A 24670-nucleotide genomic window follows, 5' to 3' on the forward strand; every position below is an offset into this window, starting at 1 on the left:
CGATCCGACTGCATGGCAAACCTGCCAAGCAGGCGAGCCTTCTTGCCTTCAATCTTGACAGGGAACATGAGAGACTATGGGTCAGGCAAGTTTTCCGAGATGTATGAGCGCTGGCTCGTGGGTCCTCTCTTTCGCCCCTGGGCAGAAGTGACCTTCGAAGAACTGAAGCTGTCTCCAGGCCATCGTGTGTTGGACATCGCCTGCGGCACGGGAATAGTTGCCCGGGTTGCCAGGGAACGGCTCGGCGCCGCCGGATATGTCCTCGGCATCGACATCAATGCAGATATGCTTGCTGTCGCGCGCACCGTGGCGCCAGACATCGATTGGCGCGTAGGTAATGCCGGTGCACTGCCCCTCCATGACGGAGAGCAGTTCGACGTGATCGTCTGTCAACAAGGGCTCCAGTTCTTTCCCGACAAATCCGCTGCGGCGGCGGAGATGCGGCGAGCACTGGCGCAGGGTGGCCGGCTGGCCGTTGCCACGTGGCGCCCCGATGATGAAATCCCCTTCTTTCGGGATCTCCGCCGCGCCGAGCGCCTCCTCGGTCCAGTGGTGGACCTGCGCCACAGCTTTGGGAATGCGGCGCTGATCGAGGCGCTGCTCCGGGACGCCGGTTTCCACGACGTCCGATCAAGGACAATATCGCGCAGGATACGCTTAGAGGACGGGGCGCCTCTCCTGCGGTTGAACACGATGGCCCTGGTCGGCATGAGCGCCGCCGGCAAGGCGATGGCCGATCAGGAACGCAAGCACGTCGTGGAGGACATCATGAGCGGGAGCGCGCCCGTGCTGCAGTCTTATGCGGATGGATCGGGAGTCGCTTTCGAACTCAGCTCCAATCTAGTGACGGCGAAAGGCTAGGTGGCTTCGCCTCCGCCTTTGGCACGCAAAGAAAAAGCCCGCTGCCGGGAGGAGGTGGCAGCGGGCTCGATTTCGAATACGGCACGGGAGGAGGTGTACCGCACTCAGCGTCGGCATCACATCTGGGAGGAGGAGACGGCCGACACCCAGATAAATACGAGGTGCCTAACGATTCGGCAATTGCGAAACCTGCATAGCTGCTGTGCAGAATTGCGGGATCAATCGTCAGACAAATAAGCGAACGGCCGCCCGCGCTACTGCACCGGCACGTTTTCCTTGAAGATCAGCCGCGGCTCGATGAATTTCTTGGTCAGGTACGGCGCCGACGAGGCGATGGAGCCGAGCAGGCGGATCACCGACTGCTCGGCGATCAGCCGCGCATTCTGGTCGATGACAACGTCGGCGAGATCGTCGACGAGATAGCGCCGTGTTTCTTTGGTCAGGTCGTGGCAGATGAAGACCGGCTTCTTGCGTGGCTTGACCTCGAGCAAGGCCTTGGCCACGCCGGACCGTCCGGCGCCGACGCAATAGATGCCGAGCAGCTCCGGTTCGTTGTGCAGCGCCTTGATGGTCGCGCGATAGCTGGCGTCCGGGTCGTCATTGCTCTCGGTGGCGCTTGAGACCGTGAGGTTGGGAAAGTCTTCGGCGAGCACCGAACGAAACCCCATCTCGCGCTCCTCGTGGCCGCGATAGGAGCGCGAGCCGACCACCATCGCCAGATGTCCGGTGCGGTCGCCAAGGAAGCGGCCCATCAGCAGCGCCGCCGTGCGGCCCGCCACCCGGTTGTCGATGCCGACATAGGCTGAGCGGGGTGCCGCCGGCACATCCGAGATCAGCGTAACCAGCCTGATCCCGGCATCGACCAACTCGCGCAGGATGTTGCGCGTGCGCGGATGATCGACAGCGATCATGCCGACACCGTTGGCCTTGAGCGACAGATTCTCCAGAGCGCTCTGCAGCGCGCCCGGCGAAATGCCGGCAAGGTTGTGGATGCGGCAGGAAGCGACCAGCGGCAGACGCTGGGCATAGTCCTCGATGTGATGGGCGAGATCGGCCATGAAGGCGTTGGATCCGATCGGGAGGAAGAATTCGAGATGCGCCGGCTTCGACGGCAGCACGACCTGGTCGAGCGTCGGCAGATAACCGAGCTGCTTGGCCGCTTCCAGCACGCGCTGCCGATTGGCCGCGCTTGCGCCTGGGCGGTTGTTGAGCACTCGGTCGACGGTCGCGGTCGACAGGCCGCAGCTCCGGGCGATATCGGCTACGGTGGCTTTCATGGGTCCAGTCATAGGCGCTGATGCAATCCTGTGCCAGCGGCGGGCGTGAAGGGGCTGCCGGCAGCCGATCGGCCTGCGGTCAGCCCTCAGCCATGCGATTGCCGGCTGTCGGAAATCGCGTCGCGGATTTCCTTGTCCGACATGCCGGTGATGACGCGCTCGACCTCGGCGACCGTTGTCTTTTTCGGATCGATGTCGTCGGCCACCACCTTGCCCCGGCGCATCACCACGATGCGGTCGACCACCTGGAAGACGTGATGGATGTTATGCGCGATGAAGATGCAGGAATGGCCGGAATCGCGGGCGCTGCGCACGAAGCTTAGGACCCCTTGCGTCTCGGCGACGCCGAGATTGTTGGTCGGTTCGTCGAGGATGATGAGATCGCTGTCGAAATGCATGGCGCGCGCGATCGCCACGGCCTGCCGCTCGCCGCCCGACAATGAGCCGATCGGTGTCGTCGGCGGGATGTTCTTGGTGATGCCGACCTGCCTGAGCAGGTCGCGCGCCACCGCGTTCATTGCGTCCTGGTCCATGCGGTTGAGGAAGCGCGGCGCCTTGATCGGCTCGCGCCCGAGGAACAGGTTGCGCGCGATCGACAGCTGCGTGACCAGCGCCGAGTCCTGGTAGATCGTCTCGATGCCGTGCGCGATCGCATCGCTGGTGCTGCGCAGCGTGACCTTCTTGCCGCGGATGAAGATGTCGCCGCTGGTCAGCGGCACGGCGCCCGAGAGCACCTTGATCAGCGTCGACTTGCCGGCGCCGTTGTCGCCGAGCAGGCCGACGATCTCCTTTTCATTGACGTGGAAATTGGCGTCCACCAGCGCCTGCACGCGCCCGTAGGACTTGCGAATGTTTGTCATGCGGATCAGAGGCTCGGCCATCGTCTTAAGTCCCCGCCTGGTGCCGGCGTTCGAGCCATGAATGCAGGGCCATCATGCCGAGAATGATCGCGCCGATGAAGATATTGTAGGCGAGCCCCGGCACGCCGATCAGCACGATGCCGTTGCGCATCACGCGCAGGATCAGGATGCCGAGCACCGTGCCGACGATGGTGCCGCGCCCGCCGGTCAGCGCCGTGCCGCCGATCACCACCATGGCGATGACCTCGAGCTCGTAGCCCGTGCCGCTGTTGGGGTTGGCCGCGGAGGTGCGCAGCGACGAGATCACCCCGGCCAAGGAAGCCATCACCGCCGAAAGGATGAACAGGCCGACCTTGACGCGGCTGACGTTGACGCCGCGCGCGCGGGCCGCGTTCGGATTGCCGCCGGCGGCTTGGATCCAGTTGCCGGTCCGGCTCTGCGTCAGCACATAGCCCAGCACGATCGCAGCGCCGATGAACCAGAACAGCGATGCATAGATGCGGAAGGGCCCGAGATAGAAATCGCCGACCAGGATGTTCGCCAGCCAGCTGCCTTCCGCACTCCAGGTGCGCTGCGGGAAGCCGTCGGTGATGAACAGCGCCGAGCCGCGCACGACCAGCAGCATGCCGAGCGTGACGAGGAAGGACGGGATCTTGAGCTGGGTGACAAACCAGCCATTCACCAGCCCGATCAGGGCAGCAACGATCAGCGCGATCAGCAGGCCCATCTCCAGCGAAGTGACGCCGCTGTTGAAGAGCGTCCACATCAGCACTGGCGAGAAGCCGAACAACGAGCCGACCGAAAGATCGAATTCGCCCGATGTCATCAGGAGCGTCATCGCCAGCGCGATCAGGCCGAGCTCGACGGTGAAGGCCAGGATGTTCGAAATGTTCTGCGGCGACAGGAAGTCGGGATTGATACCCCAGAAGACGACGAGCTCGACGATAAGCAGCACCAGCGGACCGAATTCCGCTCGCGCGATGAAACTTTGAATGAAGGAACGGTTTTCCATTGAGCCCGCGGCGTGAATGATTGGCTGAAGCCCGCTCCGACCAGACAGGGCTCGACGGTACAGGAAAGCGGTCGCGGCCCGAAGGCCGCGACTGCAAATGTCAGGGATTATTTGCCGGACAGGATCTTGTCGTAGACGCCGGCGGTGTCCTTCTCATAGAGCGCGCCGGTGATGACGTTGAAGCCTGGGGGGATGCCGCTGGCGGCCATGTTGGCCAGCGAAAGCGCCACATAGCTGGTCGCCTGCGGGTCCTGCCACTGCCCGGCATTGACGTAGCCGTTCAGCACTTCCTGCGTGGTGTCGAGCGAGTTGCCCCAGCCGACGACCGGGATTTCGCCCGGCTTGACGCCGGCCTGGTCGAACACGCGCTTGATCGAGCCGGTGACAAGATCGCCGAGGCCGATGATCGCCTTCACCTTGCCTTTGTGGGCGGTGAGATAGTCGACCATGCGGTTGATCACTTCGGCCTGATCGAGCGTCGCTTCGGTCACCTCATAGGTGATGCCGGCGGGTCCGAACACGCTCTTGATGCCTTCCTCTTCCTGCACGCCATAGGTGGCTCCGGGGACCTCGACCGGCATCCAGACGAAATCGCCCTTCTTCACCAGGCCCTTGTCGACCAGGTATTGCGCCCAGTGCTTGCCGAAGGTGACATTGTCGCCGCCGACATAGGCGTTGAAGTTGGCCTTCGGATCGGGCGTGTTGAAGTTGATGATCGGGATATTGGCCGCGCGCGCTTCCTTGACGATCTCGACAAGGCTGCCCGGATCGGGGCTGGTGGTGACGATGCCGTCGGCCTTGGCCGAGATGGCGGCGCGGACGGCCTCCTGCTGTGACGCCACATCGCCATTGTGGAACGAGGTGTTCACTTTGTTGCCGGTGTCGCTCGCCCATTGCTTGGCGCCGGCCAGGAAGTAGGTCCAGACCGGATCGGCCGGGCCGCCATGCGAAATCCAGTAGAACGTCTTGGCCTCAGCCATCGCCGGAATGGCGAGCATGGCGATGAAGCCAAGCACGAGCAGTCTTAGCCGCGAAAGCATTCGATTTCCTCCCATGTTGAAACTCTCCTCCTGGATCAGCGCGACGCGGCCTTGGACCGCACCTCCTGCCGGCGCCGACCGGAACGTCTAGAGCATTCTCTTTTTTGCGGCGCTGGCAAGCCTCCATCGCCAATGGATGTTGGCACAGGCGCGGGCGCCATCAGCAATCCCATCAGATTGCATCAGCTGCGGCGATATTCGTTGGGCAAGCGGCACCATCGGCCATCCGCTGCACGGATTGGCCTCGAAGCAACCGCTGTCTGGTGCGGCTTTAGATCAGCCCCGCCTTAGCCAGGTCGCGCATCAGGTGGCTGGCGCCATAGGTCCAGTGTGGGCAGTCGGGCGACAGGCGCACGCGATTGGTGAGCGCGCCAAGCTTTTCCGACGAGATGGTGACGATGTCGCCGACCTTGTGCGTAAAACCCTTGCCCTTCTCGCCGCGATCCTTCGAAGGCACGAACATGGTGCCGAGATAGAGCGCCAGCCCGTCCGGATACTGGTGGTGCGGTCCCATTGCCGCCTTGACCAGTTCCTCCGGCGAGCGGCTGATTTCGGCCATCGAGCTCGCGCCCTCCAGCGAGAAGCCGTCCTCGCCCTCGACGCTGAGCCGCACCGTGGCGCGCTTCACGTCCGCGATCGAAAATGTCTCGTCGAACAGGCGGACGAACGGCCCGAGCGAAGCGGAGGCGTTGTTGTCCTTGGCCTTGCCGAGCAGCAGCGCCGAGCGCCCTTCGACGTCGCGCAGATTGACGTCGTTGCCGAGCGTGGCGCCGACGATGCGGCCCGAGCTGTCGGCGATCATGGCGATCTCGGGCTCCGGATTGTTCCAGGTGGAGACAGGATGCAGGCCGACATCGGCGCCGAAGCCGACGGAAGCCATCGGCTGGCACTTGGTGAAGATCTCGGCGTCCGGGCCGATGCCCACTTCGAGATATTGCGACCAGGCGCCGCGCGAGATCAGCTTGGCCTTGATCTCCATCGCTTCCGGCGAGCCGGGCTTGAGCTTCGACAAATCGTGGCCGATCAGTCCGGCGATGTCGGCGCGGATGGCGTCGGCCTTTTCGGCCGAGCCGCGCGCCTGTTCCTCAATGACGCGCTCGAGCAGGCTGACGACGAAGGTGACGCCGGAGGCCTTCACCGCCTGCAGGTCGACGGGCGAGAGCAGGATGGGCTTCCCGGCGTCACGTTTGGCCTCGAAGCTGTTCGCCGCGATCTCTTCCAGCGCGCCGATCGCCTTGCCCTTGGCCGAGCGCAGATAGTCAGCCGGATCCTTCAACTCGCAAAGATCGCGCACTGTAGGCGCCGCGCTCGAGGTGACGTCGATGACCTGTCCGTCCCGCACCGTCACCACCAGCGGATGGGAAGCGGCGCTGGTCTTGGCGCGGCCGACGAAAATTCCATCGGCGGGCAAGCGGGTCGGATCGGTCATGGCATCATTCCTCTCAATTTTTCGCGCGCGGCACTTTTCCCCGATTTCGCGGAAACGTCTATCCCGCCAGCCGCAACATTTATGACCATGCATGTGCTGTCACACAGCCACAACCGAACTGGCCCATCGAAGCGTTCTTTCAAATCTATGAAATATGCAATAGAATTTTCACCAAGCTCCAGCGCGTTAGGTGATCCTCTTGGCCGCAGGCTTTTCCGATCCGATCTGGCGAAAGCCCCAGGCGGCCACGGCGTTCCAGTCGGAGCTTTCGGCCGGTGCCACGCTGGACGTGGTCATTGTCGGCGGCGGCATCATGGGGCTGTCGACCGCACTTCATGCGGCGCGCGCGGGCCTTTCCATTCAGGTGCTGGATGCCGGCTTGATCGGGCAGGGCGCTTCAGGCCTCAATGGCGGCCAGGTCATTCCCGGCCTCAAATACGATCCGGAGTGGCTGATCGAACACTTCGGGAAGGAGCGCGGCGAAGCCCTCGTCGCGTTCGCCGCCGCGACGGCCGATGCCGTGTTCGACGTGATCCGAGACGAGAAGCTGGCGGTGCCGTTCACGCGCAACGGCTGGATCCAGGCCGCGCACACCGAGACCGCTTTGATCGCGGCAGCGAACCGGGACCGCCAATGGCGCTCGCGGGGTGCCGACGTCAAATTGCTTGACCGGGCCGAGATCGCGGCCATGACCGGCGCCAAAGGGTATCTCGGCGGCTGGCTGGACAGCCGGGCCGGCGTCATCGATCCGCTGTCCTACACGCTCGAGCTCGCCCGCGTCGCCTTGGCCGCCGGCGCCAGAATCGCCGAGCAGCAGCGCGTGGTGAAGCTCCGCAACGAAGCCGGCGCCTGGCGAGTCTCGACGCAAGGCGGTGCCGAGTTGCGCGCCAGGTCGGTCGTGCTCGCCACCAACGCCTATACGGACGGCCTTCTGCCTGGCCTCGCGCAAACAATCGTGCCGCTGCATTCCTTCCAGATCGCCACCGCGCCGCTCCCGGCCGAGCTTGCCGCAAGCATCCTGCCGGGCGGTCAGGCCGTTTCCGATTCCCGCCGCATCCTCGTCTATTACCGCCGGAGTCCCGATGGCCGGATGGTGCTGGGCGGCCGTGGCCGCATGGCGCTGCCTTCAAGCGCGGCCGATTGGGCGCATTGCGAACGCGCGCTCACCCGCCTCTATCCGGCGCTTGCCGGCATCGCCATCGAAAAGCGCTGGTTCGGCCGCGTGGCGCTGACGCCGGATCACCTGCCGCACCTGCATGAGCCGGAAAAGGGCCTGCTCGCGGTCGTCGGCTGCCAGGGCAGGGGCGTCGGCCTGATGAGCGCGCTCGGCAAGCGCATGGCCGGTTACCTCGCGACCGGGGACGTCAGCCAATTGCCTTTCCCGCTTTCGCCGATCCGGCCGATCCCGTTCCACGCCTTCCGCCAAGTCGGCGTCGCCGCGGCAATCACCTGGTACCGCATGCTCGACGCGTTCGAGCGTTGATGCCGAATGCGCACAAGCGAATCTGCTTGACACTTTCATAAATATGAAAAAACATTAGCCGATTTCAAAAATCCGATGGAGCCAATAGGCACTCTGATGTCGACCATCGTTGCAGCGCGGCCATCGCCGGAAACCCGTATCTCACCGGTCTTCCGCTTCGCCATGCTGCTGCCGGGCGGGCTGGTCACTTTCTTCCTCATCCTGTTCGCGCTTGGCCTGGTGGTCTTTCTCGCCTTCAGGGGAAATGACGGTTCGCTGCTCGGGGTTGGCCTGACGGTCGAAAATTTCATCACCGTGGCCACCGATCCGCTCTACTGGACGGTGACGCTGCGCTCGCTGGTGATTGCCGGCGTGGTGACGCTGGCGACCGTCGTCACCGCCTATCCGGTTGCCTATTACCTCGCCTTCCATGCCGGCCGCCGCCGCAACCTGCTGCTCTTCCTGGTCACGCTGCCCTTCTGGACCAGCTATCTCCTGCGCGTCTTCGCCTGGAAGATTGTGCTTGCCTATAATGGCGTGCTGAATTCCGCCTTTATCGAAAGCGGCCTTTGGAAGGAGCCGACGCTCGCCTTCCTCAACACGCCGGCTGCGGTCGTGGTGACACTCGCCCACGCCTACGCGCCTTTCGCCATCCTGCCGATCTACGTGGCGCTGGATACGATCCCGAAATCGCTGCTTGAAGCCGCATCCGATCTCGGCGCGCGGCCCTTCACCAGCTTCCGCCGCGTCGTGTTGCCCAATTCGATGCCGGGCGTGCTGGCGGCGGCGCTCGTCGTCTTCGTGCCGACCATCGGCGACTATGTCACGCCGGCCATGGTCGGTGGCCCGGCCAGCACCATGATCGGCACGCTGATCCAGTCGCAATTCGGCAAGGCCAACGACTGGCCGTTCGGCGCCGCGCTCTCGGTCTGCGTCATGCTGGTTATCCTCTGCGTGGTGCTGGTAGCGCGCGGCGCCGATCGCCGGTTCGGCAGCCGCACATGAGCGCCCGGGCCGGCACCAACGCAGGCGGCGGCTGGCTCGGCCTCTACGTGCTTGGCTATCTCGTCTTCCTGTATCTGCCGGTGCTTTTGATCCCGCTGTTTTCCTTCAACAACTCGATCCAGGCGGCGTTTCCGCTGCAGGGTTTCACGCTCGAATGGTACCGGACGCTCTATGGCAATCCGGCGCTGTCCGGCGCCCTGGCCAACAGCCTGGTCATCGGCGTCATCGCTGCCTTCGGCGCGACGCTCTGCGGCATCACCGTTTCCTATATGGACCTTTATGGCCGTTCGCCGCTTGCCGCCACGATCAGCGCCATCGCCCGGCTGCCGATCCTGATCCCCGGCGTCATCGTCGGCATTTCGCTGCTGATCCTGGTCAATCTGATCGGCCTCGGCCCATCGCGCGTTTCCATCGTGCTCGGCCACATCCTCGTCGCGTTGCCGACGACGGTCGTGGTGATGCGCAGCCGCTTCGCCGCCATCCCGAAGACGATCCGCGAGGCGGCTCTCGACCTCGGCGCTTCCGACTGGACGACGTTCCGGCGCGTGATGCTGCCGCTCAGCTTGCCCGCCGTGCTGTCGGCTTTCATGCTCTCCTTCCTGATTTCCTTCGACGAGTTCATCGTCGTCTTTTTCCTCGCCGGCACCGAGCCGACGCTGCCGCTCTACATCTGGAGCCAGCTGCGCTTTCCGCGCTCGCTGCCGACCGTCATGGCGCTCGGCACGGTGATCCTCGCCGTGTCGGTCATCATCGCCGGCACAGCCGAAATCCTTCGCCATCGCGGCCTCGGCGCCGCGCGTCGCAATCCAGCCTGAACCACAACAAAGAAGAGGAGAACGAAAATGATAGTCCACCTGAAATCGCTCACCGGACAAAAAGCCCGAGCCGGCCTTGCCGCACTGGCGCTCGCACTGTCGTCGACAGTCGCACTTGCCGCCGACAAGCTGCAATATTTCACCTGGTCGGGCTACGAATTGCCCGACTTCAACAAGAGCTTCCTTGCCGCTCATCCCGATGGCGTCGAGGCGACGATCTTCGGCGATGACGACGACGCCTTCACCAAGGTCAAGGCCGGCTTCAGGCCTGACATCGCGCATCCCTGCTACGACAAGGTGGCGCGCTGGAACAAGGAAGGCCTGCTGCAGCCGATCGACACCAAGCGCATCAAGAACTGGGATTCGATCTTCCCGGTGTTCAAGAACCTGCCCGACCTGCAGGCCGGCGACGGCAAGGTGTGGATGGTGCCCTGGGACTGGGGCAACACCTCGATCCTCTACCGCACCGATCTGGTGAAGAGCCCCGAGGCGAGCTGGAACCTTCTGTGGGACAAGCAATATGCCGGCCGCATGGCGACCATCGACGCCGTGCACGACACTCCGATCGTCGCGGCCCTTCTGGCGGGCGTGAACCCCTTCGACATGACACCGGAGCAGATGGACAAGGTGGCCGAAAAGCTGCGCGAGCAGCGGCCGCTGCTGTCGAGCTACACCACCGACATGACCTCGGTCGAGCAGGCGCTGGCCAGCGGCCAATTGGTCGCCGCCATGACCTGGAATGCGTCGGCGACCTCGTTGAAGAAGCAGGGCGTGCCGGTCGAGTTCATGAAGCCGAAGGAAGGCATGCTGACCTGGGCCTGCGGCTTCGTCATGCTGAAGGACGCCAAGAACGTCGATCTCGCCTATGACTTCATCAACAGCCGGCTCGACGCCGACTCCGGCAAATTCCTTATCCAGTCCTATGGCTATGGCAGCTCCCTCTCGACCGCTTTCGCCGGCGTGTCGAAGGAGGAGCTGGAGAAACTGCAGCTGCCTGCCGATCCGGAGGTGATGCTGAAGAGCACCATCTTCACCGGCCCGATGAAGCAGAATGACGACGTGGCGAAGATGTTCGAAAAGGTGAAGGCAGGGGGCTGACTAGCTCCCCCTTCTCCCCTTGTGGGAGAAGGTGGATCGGCGCGATAGCGCCGAGACGGATGAGGGGTGTTGGACGGATCGCCGTCGTCGCCAAGCTGGAGCACCCCTCATCCGTCGCCTTCGGCCACACCTTCTCCCACAGGGGGAGAAGGGGAGCCTGGCGGCGTTGCGCCGCACCGGTGGAAAGACAACAAGGACGAACAGATGGACATTCTTGACGAAGCGGCGGCAAAGCCGAAAGACGATGCCGATATCCGTGTCGGCCGGCGCGTGCGGGCATTGCGCCTCGAACGCAAGCTGTCGCTGGCCGAGCTCGCGGCCAAGGCCGGCATCTCCATCGGCGCGCTGAGCCAGATCGAGCGCGGCATGTCCTCGCTGCGCGTCAAGGTGATCTGGCCGCTGGCGGCGGCGCTCGACATCGAACCGTCGGCGCTGATCACGGACGGCAATGAAGCGGTCAACGATCTCTATTGCGTGCGTGCCGACAAGCGCCGCTCGATCCCGGTAAAATCCGAAGGCATCGCCAAGGCGTTGCTGTCGCCGCCCGCCGCCACGCTCACCGGCATGCTGGTCACCGTGGAGGCCGGCGGCGGCACGGCGGAAGCCTACGCCCATGCCGGCCACGAATTCGGCTTCGTCATGACCGGCGAAGTCGAGCTGGTGGTGGACGCCACAACCTATGTGCTGAAAGCCGGCGACAGCTTCGCCTTCAAGAGCACGCTGCTGCATGCCTTCCGCAATCCCGGCGCCGAGCGCTGCCAGATCCTGTGGGTCAACACGACGAAACCGTCCGAGGTGCGCGATGGCGCCTGACGCGCTCGTTCGTCTCGCTAAAGTCTCGAAGGTTTTTCCGGGTGGTGTGGTCGGTCTCGATACGGTCGATCTCGACATTGCCGCGGGCGAGTTCCTGACCCTGCTCGGCCCTTCCGGCTGCGGCAAGACGACGAGCTTGCGCGTCATCGCCGGCTTCGAAAGCCCCTCGAGCGGCAACGTCCTGCTCGAAGGCCGCGACATCACCGGGCTGCGGCCATTCGACCGGCCGGTGAACACCGTCTTCCAGGACTATGCGCTGTTTCCGCATATGGACGTCGCGGCCAATGTCGGCTTCGGCCTGTCGCTGCGCAAACTCACCGGCGCCGAGCAGGCCAAACAGGTCCGCGAGGCTCTCGACATGGTCGGCCTAGCCGACAAGCTGCGCGCACGCGTCTCGGAATTGTCCGGCGGTCAGCGCCAGCGCGTCGCCTTAGCCCGCGCCATCGTCTGCGAGCCGCGCGTGCTTCTGCTCGACGAGCCGCTGTCGGCGCTCGACGCGCATCTGCGCGAGCAGATGCAGGTCGAGCTGAAGCGGCTGCAGTCGCGTCTCGGCACCACTTTCGTCATGGTCACGCACGATCAAACCGAGGCGCTGTCTATCTCCGACCGCATCGTCGTCATGAACAAGGGCCGCATCGAGCAGATCGCGCCGCCGGCCACGCTCTACGATCGGCCCGCGACAAGGTTCGTAGCCTCCTTCATCGGCACGATGAACCTGTTGCAATCGCGCTTCGTCGGCCGCGACGGCGAGCGCCTGCGCTTTGCCGCCGGCGACCTGCCGCTGGAGGCGACTTCCGACAATAGCGATAGGCCGGCCGCCGGCGACATGCGCACCATCGGCGTGCGCCCGGAAGATCTCCTGGTTGCTGGTGAAGCCGGCGAAGGCACCGCGCCGGCACGGGTCAGCGGCGTCGTCTTCCACGGCCGCACGCTGCGCCTCCACGCCGAGCTCGGGCAAGGCATAGCGATCGTCATCGATGCGCCGCGCCGGGCCGACGGTTCTCAATTCGGCGTCGGCGACGTAGCGCATGTCAGCCTGCGGCGTGGCGCCAATTGCCCCATGCTTTCCAGCTGATGGAACGGGCCTAGGCTCAAGACGCCTTGGCAAAGAATCCCTGATAGTCGGACTTGGCCTGCAGCAGGCGCAGGATGTTCTCGCGCGAGCCGCGGACATGCGCGCGGGCGCGCTCGCCGGCCAGCGTGACGTCACCGGCGCAGATCGCATCGACGATGCCGGCATGTTCCTCGCGGGTGAGCTTCCATTCGTCCAGCCACAGAAGCTCCGTCCAGACATATTGCTGGCATTTGTCGAGGATGCCGCAAAGCATGCCATGCAGCATCTCATTGCCGCTGATTTCGGCGATCACACGGTGCAGGTCGATGCCGACCTGGAGCTCCTCGAATTTCTCCCTGGTGCTGCGGTCGGGGATCGCCGCCAGCCGCTCGCATTCGGCGAGCATCTCGCGCAGCCGTGCCTTGTCGGCGGCGGTGGCGTTGGCCGCCGCCAGCTCGGTCGCGCGCCCGTCGAGCATCTCGCGGATGTCGAAGGCCTCCCGGAACATGGTCAGGTTGAACTCGGCCACCACATAGCCCTGGCGCGGCCGCCCGATCACCAGCCCGTCGCGCTCCAGCCGGTTGAAGGCCTCGCGCACCGGCGTGCGGCTGACTTTCAGACGCTCGGCGATCTCGTTTTCCGTCACGCGGCCGCCCGGCGGGATCTGGCCGGTGATGATCAACGCCTTCAGCGCCTCGAACACCGAGTCGCGCAGCGTGTTCTTTCTCTCCTTACTCAAGCGTCCTCCAACGGTCAGTCATGGAATCGCAGTCTAGTGCCTTTTAGCGTCTGCCTGAACAAGCCGGTTCAGGGCGAGCGGCCGCTCCGAACCGTCTTGCTTCCCCCACCACCAAAAAACCCGATGCTCCATGTTGACATCGGCTTCCGGCGAATTACACTCAAAATTGTATACAAATTCGCATACCAAATCAACGATAACGGGAACACCGGTTGGAGAAGCGAAAATGACGAAGAGACTCTGTATTCACGGTCTGGCCGTCGCCGGCCTGCTGGCCACGGTCGCCGTTCCGGCATCGGCCGCCGACACCATCACCGTCGCCTCATGGGGCGGCACTTATCAGGAAGCGCAGACCAAGGCGTTTTTCGATCCAACGGCCAAGGAACTCGGCATCACCATCAAGCAGGATACCACCAGCGGCCTCGACGACGTGCGGCTGCAGGTCACCGGCAATGCCGTGAAATGGGACATCACCGAACTCGGCGCCGACGAATGCGCGCGCGGCTCCAAGGAAGGCCTGTTCGAGAAGCTCGATTACAACGTCATCGACAAGAGCGGCATCAACCCGAAGCTTGTTCATGACGACTGGGTCGGCATCTCCTACACCTCGGTGGTTTTGATCTATCGCACCGATGTCTTCGGCGACAAGGGCCCCAAGACCTGGGCCGATTTCTGGAATGTCGAGAAATTCCCTGGACGCCGCGCGCTCTCCGGCAGCCAGGCAACGGAGACGCTGAGCGTCGCCGCTTTAGCCAAGGGCATTCCGATCGACAAGGTCTATCCGGTCGACATCGACGGCGCGCTGCAATCCGTCGACAAGGTCAAGGGCCATATCGATGCCTGGTGGACCTCCGGCGCGCAGGCCATGCAGCTCGTGAAGGACGGCGAGGTCGACATGGCGAGTATCTGGAACGGCCGCGCCGGCACGCTGAAGAAGCAAGGCGCGCCGGTCAGCTTCTCCTTCGATCAGGGCGTGCTCACCGCCGACTGCATGGTCATCCCGAAAGGCTCGAAAAACAAGGACATCGCGATGAAGGCGCTGGCCAAGTTCGTCAGCCCCGATCTCCAAGCCAATCTGCCGCTCTATGTCGACAACGGCCCGGCCAACGAGAAGGCCTTCGAGACCGGCAAGATTCCGCCCGAGCGCATCAAGGACATCAATTCCGCGCCGGAGAACGTAAAGAAACAGGTGCTGCAGGATCCCGCCTTCTGGCGCGATACCCTCGTCGAGGCGACCGAGAAATTCAACAACCTGATCCAGCAATAACGATATCGGAGCGGCGTCCACGAGGCGCCGCTTCGCATCGTTTCGCGAAAAATGATCCGGAGTTGAAGGAGATGCTCTTGTCTCTCGCGCAGTCCGCGCTTCCCATCGGCATCAGCGGTATCGAGAAGCGCTTCGGTGCTGTCTCCATCCTCAGCGATCTCAGCCTCGATGTGGCGGCCGGCGAATTCCTGACGCTGCTCGGGCCGTCCGGCTCGGGAAAGACGACGCTCTTGATGATCCTGGCCGGCTTCGTGCGGGCCAATGCCGGCTCCATCAAGGTCGGCGGTGAGGAGATCATCACCATGCCGCCGCACAAGCGCAACATCGGCATGGTGTTCCAGAACTATGCGTTGTTTCCGCATATGAACGTCTTCCACAACATCGCCTTTCCGCTGAAGCAGCGCCGCGTGTCGACGGCCGAAACGGCCGAGCGTGTCGAGAGGGCGCTGGACCTTGTGCAACTGAAAGGCCTCGGCGAGCGCCGTGTCGACCAGCTCTCCGGCGGCCAGCGCCAGCGTGTGGCCTTGGCCCGCGCCATTGTCTTCGAGCCGCGCATCGTCTTGATGGACGAGCCGCTGTCAGCGCTCGACAAGGGCCTGCGCGAGCACATGCAGATTGAGCTGCGCAACCTGCACCGCCGGCTCGGCATGACGACGGTCTACGTCACCCACGACCAGCGTGAGGCGATCACCATGTCGGACCGCGTCGCCGTCATGAATGCCGGACGCATCGAGCAGATCGATCAGCCCGAGATCCTCTACGCCAGGCCGAAAACAAAGTTCGTTGCCGGCTTCATCGGCGAATCCAGCTTCATTCCGGTTGAATGCCGCAATGGCGGCGTCTGGCATGAAGGCAACAAGCTGCGCATGACGGATCCAATGCCGTCCTCGGGCCGGCACCTGATGGTGGTGCGGCCGGAGAAGCTGCGCCTGATCGCTGGCGAACAGACTGACGATATCAATGCGCTGCCGGCAACGGTCGGCGACGTCATCTACCAGGGCGACAGCTTCGTCTGCTATGCGGCGCTCAAGGACGGCCGGCAGGTGATATTGCGCGACTATTGCCGTTCCGACGTGCTGGCGAGACTGCCGGCGCCGGGCGAGCCGATAATGCTCGGCATCGATGCGCAGGACGTGGTGTTGGTGGCGGACCAATGAGCCTTGCTTCCGTCAGCCTCGATCACGCTGGACGGCCCGATGGGGCGCTCAATACCGATGCCTTGCGCGCCGACGCGCGGCGGGAAGCGCGGGGCCTGCTCGCGCTTTTGTCGCCCGGACTGCTTCTGGTCTTCGCGGTCATCATCGTGCCGATCTGCTGGCTGTTCTGGCTTTCGCTGTTCGACGAGAGCGGCCAGTTCAGCGCCGCCAATTATGCGCGCTTCTTCGAGCAGGCCTCCTACATCAAGACCTTCGTCACCACCTTCAAGGTGGCCTTCATCGTCACCGGCGCCTGCGTGCTCTTCGGCTATCCGCTGGCCTATATGCTGTCGCAACTGCCGCGCCGCGCCGCCGGGGTCTGCCTGATCTTCGTCATCCTGCCGTTCTGGACCTCGGTGCTGGTGCGCACCTATGCCTGGCTCGTCATCCTGCAGCGCAAGGGGCTGGTCAACACATGGCTGACGGATCTCGGCGTCATTGGCCAGCCGCTGCCACTCGCCAACAATTTCGCCGGCGTCGTCATCGGCATGACCCACATCATGCTGCCCTTCCTGGTGCTGCCGCTCTACGCCTCGATGAAGACCATCGACGTCGACTGCTTGCGCGCCGGTATGAATCTCGGCGCCAGCCCGGCCGCGACTTTCCGGCAGGTCTTCTTCCCGCTGTCGCTGCCCGGCCTGGCCTCGGGCGTGGTCATCGTCTTCGTGCTGTGCCTCGGCTTCTTCGTCACGCCGGCGCTGATGGGCGGCGGCAAGGTTATCATGTGGGCGATGCGCATGGAGCAGACCACCAGCCTCTATTCCAATTGGGGTGCGGGCGCTGCCCTCGGCGTCGTGCTGCTCGCCGTTACGTTGGCACTGCTTGGCCTCTTCCACTGGCTGCTCGGCGCCCGCGCGACCGGTGTGTGGAGCGAGCGATGAGTATGGAAAATGCCCTGCCCATCTCGCATCGGCAGCGCCTGTGGCTCTATGCGCTCGGCGGCCTCGTCATGCTGTTCCTGATCGCCCCGTCGGTGATCATCGTCATCATGTCCTTTTCCGGCTCGTCGCTGTTGGAGTTCCCGCCGCAGGAATGGTCGCTGCGCTGGTATGAAAGCTATTTCGGCTCGGTCGAATGGCGCGACGCCACCGTCGTATCGGTCAAGGTTGCGGTCATGACGGCAATCGTCGCAACGCTGCTCGGCACCGCCGCCGCATACGCCATCAACGCCCGCACACTGCGGCTGACCGGCGCGATCAACGCGCTGCTCACGGCATCGCTGATCATCCCGGTCATCCTGATCGGCATCGGAACCTTTTTCCTCTATGCCCGCATCGGCCTCAACAACACGCTGACCGGCCTCGTCATCGCGCACACAGTGCAGGCGCTGCCGCTGGTCGTGCTGACAGTCCTTTCGGGGTTGCGCTCCTACGACATGAACCAGGAGATGGTGGCGCGCAGTCTCGGCGCCGGCCGCTTCTCCGCCTTCTTCCAGGTGACGATGCCGCAGATACGCTTCTCGATCGTCTCGGGCGCGCTGTTTGCCTTCATCACCTCCTTCGACGAGGTGGTGGTGTCGCTGTTCATCTCCGGCGGCGAGACCACGACGCTGACGCGGCGCATGTTCAATGCGCTGCGCGATCAGATCGATCCGACGATCGCCGCCATTTCGACTTGCCTGATCGTGCTATCGATCGTCTTGTTGTCCGCTGCCCAGCTTTTCGGCCGCGGACGTTGATACAGGGATACCTTGAACAGCATGCGTGACTTCCAGTTCCCCGGCCGCTCGCCGGTCCGCGCCGCCGAGGCCATGGCCGCGACCTCGCATCCACTCGCCACGCTTGCGGCAATCGACATGCTGCGCGCGGGCGGCAACGCCATGGACGCCGCGGTTTGCGCGGCCGCGGTGCAGGCGGTGGTTGAGCCGCAATCGACCGGCATCGGCGGCGACTGCTTTGTCCTCTATTGCCCCAAGGGCGATGCGAACGTGCTTGCCTTCAACGGCTCGGGCCGTGCGCCAAAGGCCGCGACGGTCGACTGGTATCTGGACAAGGGATTCAGCGAGCTTCCGAAGCAGGGTCCGCACGCTGTCACCATCCCAGGCGCCGTCGACGCCTGGTGTCGGCTGCTGGAGGATCATGGCCGCAAGGGCCTGGCCGACGCGCTCGCTCCGGCCATTCGTTACGCGGAAGAAGGCTATGTCGTGCACGACCGCGTCGCCTTCGACTGGAGGGATCCCGAGACCGACCTGACGGCCGACGAGGTGGCCACCCGCATCTTCCTGCCGAACGGCAAGCCGCCGAAGGCCGGCGATGTTCATCGCCAGCCGGAGCTGGCGGAGACGCTGCGCATCATCGCGAAGAAGGGCCGCGCCGGTTTCTACGAAGGCGCGGTTGCGGAGGATCTGGTCGGACGGCTTCGCGCGCTCGGCGGCCTGCATACGCTCGACGATTTCGCCGCCACCAGGGGCGATTACCGGACCCCGGTCAGCACCTCCTATCGCGGCTACGACATCCACCAGCTGCCGCCCAACAACCAGGGCCTCACCGCGCTTCTGATGCTGAACCTGCTCTCGGGCTTTGAGCTGAACAAGCTCGATCCGGACGGCGCCGCGCGCCTGCACCTCGAGATTGAGGTGGGCCGGCTCGCCTATCAGGATCGCGATGCGTTTTTCGCCGATCAGGATCATGTCGATGTGCCGGTCAAGGCGCTGCTTTCCGGCGCCTATGCCGACAGCCTGCGCGCCGCGATCGATCCCGAGCGCGCCATGACCGATCTGCCGCGTCTCGATCTTCCGGGCAGCGACACGGTCTATATCTCCGTCGTCGACCGCGAGCGCAATGCGGTGAGCTTCATCAACTCGACCTATTATTCCTTCGGCAGCGGCGTGGTCGGCCCGAAGACCGGGGTCGTGCTGCAGAACCGTGGCTCGAGCTTCCGCCTCGACCCGAAACATCCGAATGCGATAGCGCCCGGCAAGCGGCCGATGCACACGATCATGCCGGGCATGATGACGAAGGATGGCCGCGCCCTCATGCCCTTCGGCGTGATGGGAGGCGGCTACCAGCCCTTCGGCCATGTGCATCTTTTGACCAACATGATCGACTTCGGCATGGACCCGCAGCAGGCGATCGATGCGGCCCGGGTGTTCTACAATCACGATGTCGTCGAGGCAGAGCGGAGCGTGCGCGCCGAGACGATCGAAGGCCTGCGCCGGCTCGGCCATAAGGTGGTGGAGCCCGGTCATCCGCTGGGCGGCGGTCAGGCGGTGCTGATCGATTGGGAAAAGGGCACGCTGACCGGCGCGTCCGATCCGCGCAAGGACGGCCTGGCGCTCGGATATTGAGCAGGCCTTTACTGGACATAAGCCGATCGTTCGAAACATAGTCTGGAGCCATGACAAACAGCGAAAACGCCACCGATCTCGCCCATCGACTTGCACCCGGCACCGACGACGCGCCGGCCATCGCCGCACCAGAACGGGCGGCACTCTCGCATGGCGGGCTGCGGCGACTGATCCATGAGACTGTTGCTCGGCTCAACGCGCTCGGCATCGGCCGCGGCGATCGCGTCGCCATCGTGCTGCCGAACGGCCCGGAAATGGCGACGGCCTTCATCGCCGTGGCCGCCGCCGCGTCGACCGCGCCGCTCAATCCGGCCTACCGGGCCGACGAGCTCGATTTTTATCTCAGCGATATCGGCGTCAAGGCCATCCTCGTAGGCAAGGACGAGCAGGGCCCTTCGGTCGAAATCGCCGAGCGCCTGGGCATCCCGGTGCTGCGGCTGATGGTGCCGGAAGGCGCGCCGGCCGGCGTGTTCGCGATCGAGGGTGATCCCGCCGGGCCGCCGGTCGCCTCGGGCCTGGCCGCCGATGGCGATGTCGCACTCCTTCTGCATACCTCCGGCACCACGTCGCGTCCGAAACTGGTGCCGCTCAGCCACGCCAATCTCGCCGCGTCGGCAAGGCATATCGGCGCGACGCTCGGCCTGACGCCGGCTGATCGCTGCCTCAACATCATGCCGCTGTTTCACATCCATGGGCTGATCGCGGCGGTGCTGTCCTCGCTCGCCGCCGGCGGCAGCGTCTTCTGCACACCGGGCTTCAACGCGCTGCGCTTCTTCCAGTGGCTCTCCGAAGCAAAGCCCAGCTGGTACACGGCCGTGCCCACCATGCATCAGGCGATCCTGCCGCGCGCCGCTCGCAATCCCGAACAGCTCGCCGAGGCGAAGCTGCGCTTCATCCGCTCGTCGTCCGCTTCGCTGCCGGCGCAAGTGATGGCCGAGCTCGAAGTGACCTTCGGCTGCCCGGTGATCGAGGCCTACGGCATGACGGAGGCCGCGCATCAGATGGCGTCCAACCGTTTGCCGCCCGGACTGCGCAAGCCCGGCAGCGTCGGTGCGTCGGCCGGACCGGAAGTCGCCGTCATGGCGCCGGACGGTCGGCTGCTCAAACCCGGCGAGGTCGGCGAGATCGTCATTCGCGGACCGAACGTCACGGCAGGCTACGAGAAGAACCCGGATGCCAATGCCAGCGCCTTCGCCCATGGCTGGTTCCACACCGGCGACCAGGGCGTGCTCGACGAGGATAGCTATCTGCGTGTCACCGGCCGGCTGAAGGAGATCATCAACCGCGGCGGCGAGAAGATTTCGCCGCTGGAGATCGACGGCGTGCTGATGGATCATCCCGCGGTGGCGCAGGTCGTCACCTTCGCCATGCCGCATGACAAGCTGGGCGAAGAAGTGGCGGCTGCCGTCGTGCTGCGCGAAGGCCAGAGCGCCAGCGAGGCCGACATCCGCGGCTTTGCATCGACCCGACTCGCCGACTTCAAGGTGCCGCGCAAAGTGGTGATCCTCGACGAGATCCCGAAGGGCGCGACGGGCAAGCTGCAGCGCATCGGGCTGGCGGCCAAGCTCGGGCTCGCCTGATGCGCGTTACAGTCTTTGGCGCTGGCGCGATCGGCGGCTACCTCGCCGCGAAGCTGGCGATCTCCGGTTCTGTTGATCTGTCGATCATGGCGCGCGGCGCGCACCTGCAGGCGATCAAGGCCGACGGCCTGCGCCTGATCGAGGACGGCAAGGAAACGGTGGCGCGGGTGAAAGCGGCGGCACGCGCCGAGGAACTTGGCGTGCAGGACTATGTCGTGCTGGCGCTGAAGGCGCATTCGCTGGCCCCCGCGCTGGGCGAGATCGCGCCGCTCTTGGGCGAGGGGACAGCCGTCGTCACCATGCAGAACGGCGTGCCCTGGTGGTATTTTTACAAGGCGGGCGGCGCGCTCGAAGGCACGCGGCTCAACGCAGTCGATCCCGGTGGCGCGATCTGGCAGCGCATCGGACCGGAACGTGTCATCGGCTCCGTCGTCTATCCCGCCGTCGAGGTCGATGCGCCGGGCCTGATCCGCCATGTCGAGGGCACGCGCTTTTCGCTGGGCGAACCTTCCGGCGAGAAGAGCGAGCGCGTCGCCGCGCTTGCCCGCGAAATGGTCAAGGCCGGACTGCAGGCGCCGGTGCGCGAGGACATCCGCTCGGAGATCTGGGTGAAACTCTGGGGCAATCTCTCCTTCAACCCGATCTCGGCACTGACCGGCAGCACGCTTGCGGCCATCGTCGCCGACGAAGCCACACGCGCCGTTGCCCAAGCCATGATGCTGGAGGCGCAGGCGATCGGTGAGCAACTCGGCGTGCGCTTCCTCATCCCGGTCGATCGGCGCATCAAGGGGGCCGGCGATGTCGGCGAGCACAAGACCTCGATGCTGCAGGATCTCGAGCGCGGCCGTCCGATGGAGATCGACGCGCTGGTCACCGCGGTGCAGGAACTCGGCCGCCTGACCGGCCAACCGACGCCGACCATCGATACCGTGCTGGCGCTGGTGCGGCGGCTTGCGATCGAGCGCGGGTGTTATTCTCCCTTGTAGTTTGTTCTTGTTTTGTTCTAATCTGGCCCTTTGGACGATATCCGAAAGGGATCAGCCATGAACGGAGAGCCTACATTCGGGACGCACGACAATGGCCAAACTTATTTCGGCTGGGGCGAGTTGAGGATGAGCAGGAATCGGAGGCAGCCGAAAGAGCCGCATCTGTTTTATGGAGTCCTGGTCGAAGAGCCCACCAATGCTGTGCTAGCACATCGAGGCGAGTGCTATTGTCGGGAGTATGGGCTGCTCAAAGCTTGGCTAACTCCCGCCAAGCAGACGCACGTAACCTTGATGGGTCTCGGCGACGGCAAATCCCCGTATGTAGTTGAGACGGCTTGTCGCGTTGGCTCGCTGGTACAGCGAAAGCCTTCGACGTTTCCTTCGACCGTTTGTCTGCCTTTGGTGGTGGCGCGCTGGTGCTTCGAAGCAGCGATCATTCCCCAGCGCTGCAACACTTCTGGCGCAAACTTTCGGCGATCGTGCACGACAGCCCGCTGCGCGATTTCGTGACTAATAGGTTAGAGCCGCACGTGACTTTGCTCCGCGACAGAGACGAGGTGCCGAAAATTCAGGAACGGCTGGTTGAACCCGTCAGCTGGAGAGTGCGGAATTTTGCGCTGATCCATAGCCACCAGGGGGAATATACGTTCCCCGGAACTTGGCAGCTGAACGGCCAGGATGATGCCCATGCTGTCATGTAAGCATCTCAAAGCATCCTTATCGTCGGCAGCGCCACCATCCTGACACGATTTGTCACCTGCGGAGCCGGACGTCGGTGGCAGGCGAACGATCGATACCTACTTGATGTCTGGTCCAAACCGGGAGGAAATCATGACCACTGCGGAAATTGCCAAAGATTTCACCGAGCTCCTCAAGCGGGGCGACAGCCACGGCGCTGCCGCGAAATACAATGCCGACGACATCGTCAGCTACGAAGCCATGGACGGCCCGATGGCCGTCTGCAGCGGCAAGGAAGCCGTCAAGCAGAAGGGCGAGTGGTGGGAAGCGAACCATGAGGTTCATGGCGGTTCGGTCGAGGGGCCGTACGTCAATGGCGACCAGTTCGCCTTGCGCTTCAGCTTCGACGTGACGCCGAAATCGACCGGCGAACGCGTCAAGATGGATGAGGTTGGCCTCTACACCGTCAAGAACGGCAAGATCAGCGAAGAGCGTTTCTACTACTGAGGCTTGCCGGCATTCGGCTGCGCACGGCTTTCGCAGCATGATTTTGAAAGATCGGGCATGGCGGCCTCGGATCATATCCAGGCCGCCATGTCTGCTGCTCAAATCGTCTTCGCATACCCGGCAAGCTGGTCGGCCACCGTGCCCCAGCCATCGAAGAACCCCATCTCCTCGTGGCTGTCGCGCGTCGCCTCGTCGCGGTGGATGGCGGTGGCGGTGTAGCGCGTGCCCTTGCCCTCCGGCGTCAGCGCGATGACCGCGGTGATGAACGGTTCGCCGGATGGCCGGTAGCCCGGCAGCAGCGCGTCGGTCCACACCAGTCGTTCGTTCGGCACGATCTCGAGATAGCAGCAATGGCGGTCGCTCACCTCCTTGCCGTCGGGCGATTGCATGCGCGTGCGGAACAGGCCGCCACGCCTGAGGTCGATCTCGCAATCGGTGATGATCCATGGCTTCGGCGTGAACCATTGCTTGACATGCTCCGGCCTCGTCCAGGCGCGCCACAAGAGTTCGCGCGGCGCGTCGAGGAAGCGCTCCAGCGTCAGGTCCAGTTTCGGGTTCGGCTTGAACGGATAGCTCACTTTTCACTCTCCTTGAGGTTCATCACATAGGCGTCGAACTGGTCGAGCCGGCGCTCCCACAGCGCGCGCTGTTCGGCGAGCCAGTTTTCCGCAAGCTTCAGCGGCTCGGGCGAAAGGCTGTAAGTCCTGACCCGGCCGGCCTTTTGCGACTGCACCAGCCCGCAACCTTCCAGTACCTTCAGGTGCTCGACGAAGGAGGGGAGCGCCATGCCGAACGGCTCCGCCAACTCGCTGACCGAGGCAGGACTTCTGTTCAGCCGCTCCACGACGCGCCGCCGTGTCGGATCGGCCAGCGCGCGAAAAATGCCGTCGATGGGCGGTGGGTTCTGGCTGACGGTCTGCAGGCTCATAGCTGTTCCTTCCGGGACCGCCTGGCGGTCAGGGTCTTTGCAGGAAAATACTTAGGAAAAAACCTTAGTATTGGCAAGGGCCAAAATCGCACCGGCGCGTAGCGCTGGCAAAGCTTATAGGGCCGGCCTAGGCTTCTGCCGGATTCGAAAACCCATCTGACAGAGGCCCGCCTTGACCATTACTATCTACGGGATCACCACCTGCGACACGATCAAGAAGGCGCGCGTCTGGCTGGAGAGCCGTGACGTGCCGTATCGCTTTCATGACTACCGGGCAGAGGGGATCGAGGCCGACAAGCTCAGCGGTTGGATCGGCAAGGTCGGTTGGGAAAAGCTGCTAAACAAGGGCAGCACGACCTTTCGCGAGCTGCCGGAAGCAGACAAGACCGGGCTGGACGAGAAGAAGGCGAAGCAGCTGATGCTCGCCAAGCCGACGATGATCAAGCGGCCGGTGCTGGAGATGGGCGAGCGGATATTAGTGGGGTTCAGGCCGGAGGTTTACGAGGAGGCGGTGAAGTAAAGGCGGGACGCCGAAGCCCCAATTTCCCCCTTGCGGGGGAGATGGCCGGCAGGCCAGAGGGGGGTGTGAAGGAACGCGGCGTTGGTCAACGTGTCCAGCGCGAACCTGCCTTGATATTCGGTTTGATTATTGAGACGCTGGAGGGACAGCCCCCCTCTGCCCTGCCGGGCACCTCCCCCGCGAGGGCATATGCGCTAAGATAGCTTTGGCATGGCTTGAAATTTGCGCTTTCGAGGTGGCTCGCGCCAACGATGTCG

At 64.0% G+C, this 24670-nt stretch carries 25 protein-coding genes; 17 read left to right on the forward strand and 8 right to left on the reverse strand.

Annotation, left to right across the window (positions count from 1 at the left end):
* Nucleotides 1-861 (forward strand): class I SAM-dependent methyltransferase (locus LB528_RS28975; RefSeq protein WP_224717162.1); only part of this gene is annotated, 861 nt, incomplete at its 5' end.
* Between the two features lie 254 nt (nt 862-1115).
* Here the strand turns inward: LB528_RS28975 and LB528_RS28980 are convergent.
* The 5 genes from LB528_RS28980 to LB528_RS29000 all read right to left on the reverse strand — a co-directional run bounded on the left by LB528_RS28980 (nt 1116) and on the right by LB528_RS29000 (nt 6479).
* Entirely contained in the window at nt 1116-2138 is a 1023-nt protein-coding gene (locus LB528_RS28980; RefSeq protein WP_224717163.1) for a LacI family DNA-binding transcriptional regulator, read from the reverse strand.
* An 86-nt stretch (nt 2139-2224) separates the two neighbouring features.
* The gene (locus LB528_RS28985; RefSeq protein WP_224515862.1) at nt 2225-3019 is read right to left on the reverse strand and encodes an ATP-binding cassette domain-containing protein; all 795 of its coding nucleotides are present in this window, start codon (nt 3017-3019) and stop codon (nt 2225-2227) included.
* Nucleotides 3020-3023: 4 nt separating this feature from the next.
* Complete coding sequence (locus tag LB528_RS28990; protein WP_224515864.1) at nt 3024-4010, reverse strand: ABC transporter permease; 987 nt, start codon at nt 4008-4010, stop codon at nt 3024-3026.
* Between the two features lie 107 nt (nt 4011-4117).
* Nucleotides 4118-5050, reverse strand: a complete 933-nt coding sequence (locus LB528_RS28995) for a substrate-binding domain-containing protein (RefSeq protein WP_224717164.1) — start codon at nt 5048-5050, stop codon at nt 4118-4120.
* A gap of 271 nt (nt 5051-5321) precedes the next feature.
* Entirely contained in the window at nt 5322-6479 is a 1158-nt protein-coding gene (locus tag LB528_RS29000; protein WP_224515869.1) for a fumarylacetoacetate hydrolase family protein, read from the reverse strand.
* A 199-nt stretch (nt 6480-6678) separates the two neighbouring features.
* On the opposite strand from LB528_RS29000, the gene LB528_RS29005 reads away from it, so the two are divergent.
* The 6 genes from LB528_RS29005 to LB528_RS29030 all read left to right on the forward strand — a co-directional run bounded on the left by LB528_RS29005 (nt 6679) and on the right by LB528_RS29030 (nt 12747).
* A complete protein-coding gene (locus LB528_RS29005; protein WP_224515871.1) occupies nt 6679-7962 on the forward strand; it encodes an NAD(P)/FAD-dependent oxidoreductase in 1284 nt (427 codons plus the stop codon).
* Between the two features lie 96 nt (nt 7963-8058).
* Nucleotides 8059-8946, forward strand: coding sequence for an ABC transporter permease (locus LB528_RS29010; protein WP_224515873.1), 888 nt, complete (start codon nt 8059-8061; stop codon nt 8944-8946).
* Nucleotides 8943-9761, forward strand: coding sequence for an ABC transporter permease (locus LB528_RS29015; protein WP_224515876.1), 819 nt, complete (start codon nt 8943-8945; stop codon nt 9759-9761). The genes LB528_RS29010 and LB528_RS29015 overlap by 4 nt, the downstream gene beginning before the upstream one ends.
* 27 nt (nt 9762-9788) lie before the next feature.
* Complete coding sequence (locus tag LB528_RS29020; RefSeq protein WP_224717165.1) at nt 9789-10859, forward strand: ABC transporter substrate-binding protein; 1071 nt, start codon at nt 9789-9791, stop codon at nt 10857-10859.
* 204 nt (nt 10860-11063) lie between these two features.
* Nucleotides 11064-11672, forward strand: coding sequence for a cupin domain-containing protein (locus LB528_RS29025; protein ID WP_224587984.1), 609 nt, complete (start codon nt 11064-11066; stop codon nt 11670-11672).
* On the forward strand, nt 11662-12747 hold the full coding sequence (locus tag LB528_RS29030; RefSeq protein ID WP_224717166.1) for an ABC transporter ATP-binding protein: 1086 nt from the start codon (nt 11662-11664) through the stop codon (nt 12745-12747). Before LB528_RS29025 ends, LB528_RS29030 begins: the two co-directional genes overlap by 11 nt.
* Before the next feature lie 16 nt (nt 12748-12763).
* Here the strand turns inward: LB528_RS29030 and LB528_RS29035 are convergent, their stop codons facing one another.
* Complete coding sequence (locus tag LB528_RS29035; protein ID WP_224717167.1) at nt 12764-13465, reverse strand: GntR family transcriptional regulator; 702 nt, start codon at nt 13463-13465, stop codon at nt 12764-12766.
* A gap of 226 nt (nt 13466-13691) precedes the next feature.
* On the opposite strand from LB528_RS29035, the gene LB528_RS29040 reads away from it, so the two are divergent.
* From LB528_RS29040 to LB528_RS29080, 9 genes are all read left to right on the forward strand, one after another.
* On the forward strand, nt 13692-14732 hold the full coding sequence (locus LB528_RS29040) for an ABC transporter substrate-binding protein (RefSeq protein ID WP_224717168.1): 1041 nt from the start codon (nt 13692-13694) through the stop codon (nt 14730-14732).
* A gap of 77 nt (nt 14733-14809) precedes the next feature.
* Nucleotides 14810-15889, forward strand: a complete 1080-nt coding sequence (locus LB528_RS29045; RefSeq protein ID WP_224515889.1) for an ABC transporter ATP-binding protein — start codon at nt 14810-14812, stop codon at nt 15887-15889.
* Nucleotides 15886-16809: an ABC transporter permease gene (locus tag LB528_RS29050; RefSeq protein WP_224717169.1), complete on the forward strand. Its 924-nt coding sequence runs from the start codon at nt 15886-15888 to the stop codon at nt 16807-16809. Before LB528_RS29045 ends, LB528_RS29050 begins: the two co-directional genes overlap by 4 nt.
* Nucleotides 16806-17606: an ABC transporter permease gene (locus LB528_RS29055; protein ID WP_224601245.1), complete on the forward strand. Its 801-nt coding sequence runs from the start codon at nt 16806-16808 to the stop codon at nt 17604-17606. Before LB528_RS29050 ends, LB528_RS29055 begins: the two co-directional genes overlap by 4 nt.
* Before the next feature lie 21 nt (nt 17607-17627).
* Nucleotides 17628-19214 (forward strand): gamma-glutamyltransferase, encoded by a 1587-nt coding sequence (gene ggt, locus LB528_RS29060; RefSeq protein ID WP_224515896.1) that lies wholly within the window; start codon nt 17628-17630, stop codon nt 19212-19214.
* Between the two features lie 50 nt (nt 19215-19264).
* On the forward strand, nt 19265-20794 hold the full coding sequence (locus tag LB528_RS29065; RefSeq protein ID WP_224717170.1) for an acyl--CoA ligase: 1530 nt from the start codon (nt 19265-19267) through the stop codon (nt 20792-20794).
* Nucleotides 20794-21780, forward strand: a complete 987-nt coding sequence (locus tag LB528_RS29070) for a 2-dehydropantoate 2-reductase (RefSeq protein ID WP_224515902.1) — start codon at nt 20794-20796, stop codon at nt 21778-21780. Before LB528_RS29065 ends, LB528_RS29070 begins: the two co-directional genes overlap by 1 nt.
* A gap of 335 nt (nt 21781-22115) precedes the next feature.
* Nucleotides 22116-22481 (forward strand): 2'-5' RNA ligase family protein, encoded by a 366-nt coding sequence (locus LB528_RS29075; RefSeq protein WP_224717171.1) that lies wholly within the window; start codon nt 22116-22118, stop codon nt 22479-22481.
* A 130-nt stretch (nt 22482-22611) separates the two neighbouring features.
* Nucleotides 22612-22965, forward strand: coding sequence for a nuclear transport factor 2 family protein (locus LB528_RS29080; RefSeq protein WP_224515906.1), 354 nt, complete (start codon nt 22612-22614; stop codon nt 22963-22965).
* A 98-nt stretch (nt 22966-23063) separates the two neighbouring features.
* On the opposite strand, the gene LB528_RS29085 is transcribed toward LB528_RS29080, so the two are convergent.
* Entirely contained in the window at nt 23064-23543 is a 480-nt protein-coding gene (locus LB528_RS29085; protein ID WP_224515907.1) for an SRPBCC family protein, read from the reverse strand.
* Nucleotides 23540-23893 (reverse strand): ArsR/SmtB family transcription factor, encoded by a 354-nt coding sequence (locus LB528_RS29090; protein ID WP_224515908.1) that lies wholly within the window; start codon nt 23891-23893, stop codon nt 23540-23542. The genes LB528_RS29085 and LB528_RS29090 overlap by 4 nt, the downstream gene beginning before the upstream one ends.
* Nucleotides 23894-24065: 172 nt before the next feature.
* Between LB528_RS29090 and LB528_RS29095 the strand changes: the two genes are divergently transcribed.
* The gene (locus LB528_RS29095) at nt 24066-24413 is read left to right on the forward strand and encodes an ArsC family reductase (RefSeq protein ID WP_224515909.1); all 348 of its coding nucleotides are present in this window, start codon (nt 24066-24068) and stop codon (nt 24411-24413) included.
* Nucleotides 24414-24670 lie beyond the last annotated feature (257 nt).

The organism is Mesorhizobium sp. CA4, from assembly GCF_020165075.1.
GTDB lineage: Bacteria > Pseudomonadota > Alphaproteobacteria > Rhizobiales > Rhizobiaceae > Mesorhizobium.